Source organism: Salinibacterium sp., from assembly GCF_031364185.1.
Lineage (GTDB): Bacteria > Actinomycetota > Actinomycetes > Actinomycetales > Microbacteriaceae > Rhodoglobus.
In genome coordinates, this window is the sequence record NZ_JANLVV010000368.1 from 1 (window position 1) to 6,584 (window position 6,584).

Here is a 6,584-nt window from a genome sequence, read left to right on the forward strand (position 1 = left end):
GGAGGACTTCCCCGGCACCGGCAAGACGTCGTTCGCCCGCGCAATCGCCCAGAGCGTTGACGGCACGAGCAACCGGATCCAGTTCACCCCCGACCTGCTGCCCGGCGACATCACCGGGGTGAGCATCTACAACCAGTCCTCGAGCGAGTTCGAGTTCCACCCCGGACCGATCTTCTCGAACATCGTCCTCGCCGACGAGATCAACCGGGCCAGCCCGAAGACGCAGTCGGCCCTGCTCGAGGTAATGGAGGAGGCGCAGGTCACTGTAGACGGGGTGACCCACCCGGTCGGCGCACCATTCATGGTCATCGCGACCCAGAACCCTATTGAGCAGGCCGGCACCTATCGCCTGCCAGAAGCCCAGCTCGATCGGTTCATCATGAAGGCATCCATTGGATACCCGGACCACGCGTCGACGCTGCGCATTCTTGAGGGAGCCGGGATCAAAGCACATGAGGCGACGGTTCCCGCGATCGTGACCGCCGATGTTGTCGCCGAGATGGCTCAGCTCGCGCGGAAAGTGCATGTTGACCCCACGATCAACGACTACGTGGGTCGCCTCGTCGAAGCGACCCGCACCGCCACCGAGGTGCGACTGGGAGCGAGCGTGCGTGGCGCACTTGCTCTCGTTCGCACGGCGAAGACCCTGGCTGCGGCCAGCGGTCGTCACTATGTGATTCCGGATGACGTGAAGGCTCTGGCCGAACCCGTCCTGGCCCACCGGCTCGTCATCGACCCGGAGGCCGAGTTCGACGGCGTCACAGCCCCGAGCATTATGAGCCAGATCCTGATCGAGACCCCACCACCCAGCGAGCGGCAATCCGTGTAATGGCGGCCACCACCTCGGGGTCACACAGCACACCTCCCACTCGGGTGACCGGTTCGTCGCTGCGGTCGAACACCTCAGCCGTTTCGGCACGGTTCGACTCACAGTTCACCACGGGCACCAGGGGTCTTACTAATGCGCGCACTCGCATTGTTGGCGAGCGAACGGGGGCTCTCGCCGATGCGGTCATTGCGACCGTTCGGTTCGCCCGCGCGATTGGCCTGGTGGTGCGTCGGGTCGTCGCCAGGATAGCGACAGTGGTCACCCCCCTCGGATGGTCGATCGTCACGCTCATTCCGCTCTCCCTCGGGTTCGGGTATGTCCTGGGCTGGATTGAGCTCGTGGTCGTCGGCCTTGCGGCAATCGCGCTCGTCGTCATCGCGGTGATTTATCTCATCGGCAGAAGTAGCATCCACATCGGGCTCAGCATTCCGCACAGCAGGGTTGTCGCCGGGGAGCGTGCCGTCGGGGAGGTAGTCATCTCAAATATCGGGCGCAGGCGCACCCTGGGCGTGACGGTGGAGATACCCGTGGGCGCAGGCCTCGCCGAAGTCGCGCTACCCGGCCTGCGTAAGGGTAGCCAGTTCACTCACGACTTTGTGGTTCCGACGGCACGCCGCGGCGTTATCCCTGTCGGTCCCGTGCGCACGGTGAGGGCGGACCCGGTCGGTATCGTGCGTAGGGAACTGGTCTGGACGGGAGTGCAGGAACTTTTTGTGCACCCTCACACCGTGGGAATTCCGAGCATGAGCACAGGGTTTATCAGGGATCTCGAAGGCAACCCCACTCGCGAACTCACGAACAATGACGTCTCATTTCACGCCCTCCGCGAGTACATGCCCGGGGACGAGCGCCGAAACATCCACTGGAAATCGACGGCGAGGACCGGCACGTACATGGTGCGCCAGTTCGAGGAGACTCGCAGGAGTCACCTGGTCATTGCTCTGAGCCTTGCCAGTTCCGACTACGCCACCGATGACGAATTTGAGCTGGCAGTGAGCGTCACTGGCTCGCTCGGTATCCGGGCAATCCGGGACACACGCACGGTGACGGTAGTGGCCAGTGAAGACACCCCGGAGTTTGCCAAACGCAAAGTATTCGCCGTCCGCTTGCTCTCCACGCTCACGCGCTCCCGACTCCTTGACGACCTCGCAGTGGTCGAACTCACCGAATCTGCTCTTGCTATCACCGATGTCGCCCGCGTCACGGGGGAGCAGGCGAGCGGCGTATCTGTGGCGTTCCTGGTGTGTGGCTCGACGGTGTCACCGCAGGCCCTGCGCGCCGCCTCTACCAAATTTCCTGTGGGTGTCGAGGTCGTCGCCGTTGTGTGCGATCCCGACAGCGCGCCAGGGCTTCGCCGCGTCGCCGGGCTGAGCGTGCTGACCATCGGGTACCTGGACGATCTCAAGCAGTCCCTCGCTCGGGCGGCAGCAGCATGAGCCGACAAAAGACCACCACTCGAGCCAGGTCGGCGGTGACGCCGTTGTTCCTCGTCGTGAACACGTCCATGTTTTGGCTCTGCACCATGGTCGCGGCGTCGGCGCTGTGGCCGATTTACCGCAGCACGGCACTCATCACCCTGGTGGCCGTCGCGCTCGGGGCGGGGTCCATCGTGGCGATTGCGGGTGCATACCTGCGATTGGCGTCGCCGCTGGTCATGATGCTGGCGATTGCGACCTTTCTGTTGATCGGTGTTCCGCTGGCGGTGCCGTCCAAGACCCAGTCTGGAGTGCTCCCCACCCTCGACGGTGTGCTCGACCTGGTGACCGGGGCGGCCCTCGGCTGGAAGCAACTTCTGACGATCACCCTCCCAGTGGGTGAGTATCAGGCCCTGCTCGTGCCAGCGCTCGTGCTCGTTCTCGGCAGCACGGTTATCGGTCTGAGCGTGGCGTTGAGGGCGAGGCGGGGAGAGTTGGCGGTGCTGGCGCCGATCATCCTGTTTCTGGTGGCCACGGCGTTCGGCCCCAGGTACCCCGATCGCCCGCTGGTGACGCCCATCGCGCTCCTTGTCGCCGTCCTGCTGTGGTTGGTGTGGTTCCGCTGGTACCGCAGACGGATGGCCATTCGGTCGCTGGTTGTGACCTCTGCGGATGCACCCCATCGCCCTCCCGAGTCGGGCTTCGCAGGGCTGCGCACGGCCATCAGCGCGGCCGTGATCATGGCTGTCGCATCGAGTGCCGCCGTCGCGGCGGCAGCGGTGATCCCTCCGACATCGTCTCGAACGGTATTGCGGACGGCGATCGTGCAGCCGTTCGACCCGAGGGATTATGTCAGCCCCCTCTCCGGATTTCGCCGGTATTGGAAGCCAGCAATCGTTGATTCAACCCTGTTCCAGGTGACGGGGTTGCCCGAGGGTGGGCGTATCAGGCTGGCTGCGCTCGACACCTACGACGGTGTTGTGTACTCGGTCGGAAGCGATACCGTCACGAGCCTGTCTGGATCCTTCACGCGGGTGCCCGCCGCCTATGACCAGTCAGGTGTTGATGGTTCTTCGCAGTCCCTGCAGGTCATCATCGACGACTATTCGGGTGTGTGGATGCCTACTATCGGCCAGTTCGAGTCGGTCAAGTTCACCGGCAGCGACTCCAGTAGGCTTCGCGACGAGTTCTACTACAACAACGTTTCCGGCACGGCCGCGGTGCTGGGTGGGCTGTCTAAGGGAGATGCGTATTCGATCACCGCGGTTCTTCCGACCCAGCCTCCGGAGGCCGAGTTGGCCGCCCTCGAGCCAGGATCGGCATCCATACCCACTGCGCGCAACATCCCTGATGAGCTCACCGCGCGCCTCGATGAATACACAGACGGCGTAACGGGGGCGGGGGCGAGGCTCGCGGCAGCGCTCGACGGTCTGAAGGCCGACGGCTACATCAGCCACGGTATCGACATCGATCAGCCCCCCAGCCGCTCTGGCCACGCCGCCGATCGCATTTCGCAGCTGTTCACCGACCCCAGGATGATCGGCGATGCCGAGCAGTATGCGGTCGCCGCAGCACTGATGGCAACCGATATCGGCTTTCCGTCGAGGGTCGTGCTCGGATTCGTTCCGAGCGGAGAACTCGTGACCGGAAGCGACATCTCGGCATGGATCGAGGTCGACACCGCCCAGTTCGGATGGGTGACGATAGACCCGAACCCGGCGGTGCGCGACATCCCGGAAGAACTACCCCAGGAAAACGCTCGGGTCGCCCGTCCGCAGACAATTGTTCCCCCTCCCGTCCTCGAATCTGAGAGCGTCGACCGGCAGACGGCTCCAGACACTGAACAAGACCAGGCGCCTGACGTGAACCTCGTGCTGCAGGCCCTGCTGGCGGTGGCGAGAGTGCTCGGCTGGGTCGTTGCTGTTGGCGCGATCGTCCTCGCGCCATTCATGGTGGTGATCGCCGCGAAAGTTCGCAGGCGATGGCTGCGTCGGCGCGCATCCAGCCCCATTCAGCGCATAAGCGGGGGTTGGCGGGAGTTCGAAGACGCCGTGATCGACCACGGGCTCAACCCGGCGGCAGCCGCGACGCGCAGTGAGGTTGCGTCTATCGCCGGGGGAGCGAGATCCGAGGTTCTTGCGGCGATTGCCGACCGCGCCAACTTCGCTCCGGATGCGCCGTCAGCATCCGACGCAGACAATGTCTGGCGCGCGATCGATGAACTTCAGGCATCCCTCGACGATGGCCTGACCTGGTGGCAACGGCTCAGGGCGAGGATCTCCCTCCAATCACTCGGTGGATATAGTGTCAAGAACCTCTTCAAAAGATAGAAAGCGCGTGCCGTGACCTGCTCATATTGCGGTACCGATCTTCCTTCCGGGGCGATGTTCTGCGGGGAATGCGGACGATCTACCGGTGCACGCCCGGCACATCCGCGTCCTGATCGGCCCGTCGCCGGGTTGGCAGCAGAGCGTGGTTCTGACGCTAACGCACCGCTGCTCCCCGTGAACACCGGGGTCACCGTCCCGGACATTTCGGAGCCTGAGCCCGAAATTGCCATGGAATCCGAGCCCGAATCCGAGACCGAGCTCGAGACCGCAACCGACATCGAGCCAGCACCCGAATCCGACGCGATACAGGGCAGTGATCTTGAACCCGAGGTCATCGATCTCACAAGCGATGACGTCGTCTGCACCCAGTGCGGCCAGCGCTTCGAGGAATCAGATATCTTCTGCCCCGAATGTGGCTTCGTATGCGCCCGCCCCGTGTCAGCGCCGGGGCCGAACGACACCGTCGCGTACGATCCCTTTCCCTGGGGGCTGCCGCGGTCCACCGAGCGTGCGTCAGTGCATGTGCTTGTGCCCGCAGCACCCTCGGAAAGCGTCAGCGTCACCGAGGCGCCCGACCCGGCGCACCCGAGGCCCGCCACAGACATTCCGGCAGATCGCGAGGCCGCAGCCCCTCTCGAGAGCGCACATCCGGAGACGGCACCAGCGTCGGAGCTCGATTTCGTCGATGTGGAGAAGACCCGCATTCTCGGTCGCTCAGCTCGGGGCGAGCGTTTCGTCCTGCAGTTCAGCACAGGAGAAAGCGTCACAGTGTTCGGTTCCGGGATGGTCGGCCGTCATCCGGTATCAGAACCAGGAGAATTCTTTGACACCTTCGTCACGATCGTCGACCCCGGGAAGTCAGTCTCGAAGACCCATCTCGAGTTCGGCCAGGATGGCGGACATTTCTGGGTGACCGATCGATTCTCCGGTAACGGAACCGTAGCGCGCGAACCAGACTCTCAGCCCATACGATGCGATCCGGGTAAGCGGTATCGCATCGTCCGCGGTACGCGGGTCAACATCGGTGAACAGTTCTTCATCGTCAGTTGACCTGACCGTAGCTCTGGCCTGCGGTGTGACGCCGTCCTCTCCGCGTCGGAGCGTGAGGCGACGGGAAGTCCACTACCCGGCCGCCAGGTGGTCCCGACGCACCGCTCTCATGGTTGCCTTCAACGGTGAGTATTCCGCATCCCCACCGCATCACGGCACCGCGTCCACCCGAATCACCGCCTCCCTTCCGTTTTCCGGTGATTGCCAGCCTTGCTCCGCTCGTGGCCGCGCTGGCGTTGTGGCTCATGACAAGCTCGCCATTCGCACTGCTGTTCGCCGTCCTGGGCCCCGTGACGGCGATAGCGAGCTTTGCGGATTCGAAGTTCGGCGCACGTAAGAGTGCGCGGCGGGAGGCGGCCAGGTTTGCGGTGGATGCCGCTGCCGCCGTCACGGCGATCACGCTCGGTCACACAGCAGAGCGGGCAGAGCTCGCTGAGGCAGGGCCGGCCGCGGATGCCATCGTCGCTCGTCACGGGGCCGACCCTTATCGTTGGACGGCGACGGCGGCATCCGCGGTGATGGTGAGCGTCGGAATGGGGGGCGTTCCCAGCTCCCTCCAGCTCGACCGGGCGGCGCGGGGTGCCTCCACGGCGGCAGACGCGACGCTCGATGAGATCGAGAGCCTCGCAGCAACCATTACCGACTCGCCGGTTCTGATCGACGCGCGGCTGGGCATTGGCGTGTGTGGATCTGCCCCTCTGGCCAACGCCGTGGCAAGAGCCATCTCGCTGCAGCTTGCGTGGGCGCTGTCTCCCGCCAGGTTCTGGGCTGCCGGGGCCGCCCAGGAAGCACAGTGGATTGAAGCGTTGCCACATCGCCATCAGCGACCGGCGCGCACCGGACACGTCGTCGAATTCGGCCAGGTCGACGACGATCGCGTCGTTGCAATGGTCGCTCTTGCCCGGCATGAGAGCGACTTGCCCGGAGAATGCCGCGTAGTGATCAGGGTCGGGGATGACC

4 protein-coding genes and 2 pseudogenes are annotated in these 6,584 nt (G+C 64.4%); all 6 read left to right on the forward strand.

Annotated features, from left to right (window positions below; translation table 11 throughout):
* Positions 1-829 (forward strand): AAA family ATPase (locus RMN95_RS16090; protein ID WP_309617918.1); only part of this gene is annotated, 829 nt, incomplete at its 5' end.
* Positions 829-2,265, forward strand: a complete 1,437-nt coding sequence (locus RMN95_RS16095) for a DUF58 domain-containing protein (RefSeq protein ID WP_309617919.1) — start codon at positions 829-831, stop codon at positions 2,263-2,265. The genes RMN95_RS16090 and RMN95_RS16095, both read left to right, overlap by 1 nt.
* Positions 2,262-4,574, forward strand: coding sequence for a transglutaminase-like domain-containing protein (locus RMN95_RS16100; RefSeq protein ID WP_309617920.1), 2,313 nt, complete (start codon positions 2,262-2,264; stop codon positions 4,572-4,574). The genes RMN95_RS16095 and RMN95_RS16100 overlap by 4 nt, the downstream gene beginning before the upstream one ends.
* 12 nt (positions 4,575-4,586) lie before the next feature.
* Positions 4,587-4,649, forward strand: a pseudogene (locus RMN95_RS17215) (zinc-ribbon domain-containing protein); the annotation flags it as partial.
* A gap of 54 nt (positions 4,650-4,703) precedes the next feature.
* Positions 4,704-5,624, forward strand: a complete 921-nt coding sequence (locus RMN95_RS16105; RefSeq protein WP_309617921.1) for an FHA domain-containing protein — start codon at positions 4,704-4,706, stop codon at positions 5,622-5,624.
* A 125-nt stretch (positions 5,625-5,749) separates the two neighbouring features.
* Positions 5,750-6,584, forward strand: a pseudogene (locus RMN95_RS16110) (hypothetical protein); the annotation flags it as partial.

Coding starts and splice junctions, on each gene's coding strand:
- RMN95_RS16095 (WP_309617919.1), top strand. CDS start 829: ATGGCGGCCACCACCTCGGGGTCACACAGCACACCTCCCACTCGGGTG.
- RMN95_RS16100 (WP_309617920.1), top strand. CDS start 2,262: ATGAGCCGACAAAAGACCACCACTCGAGCCAGGTCGGCGGTGACGCCG.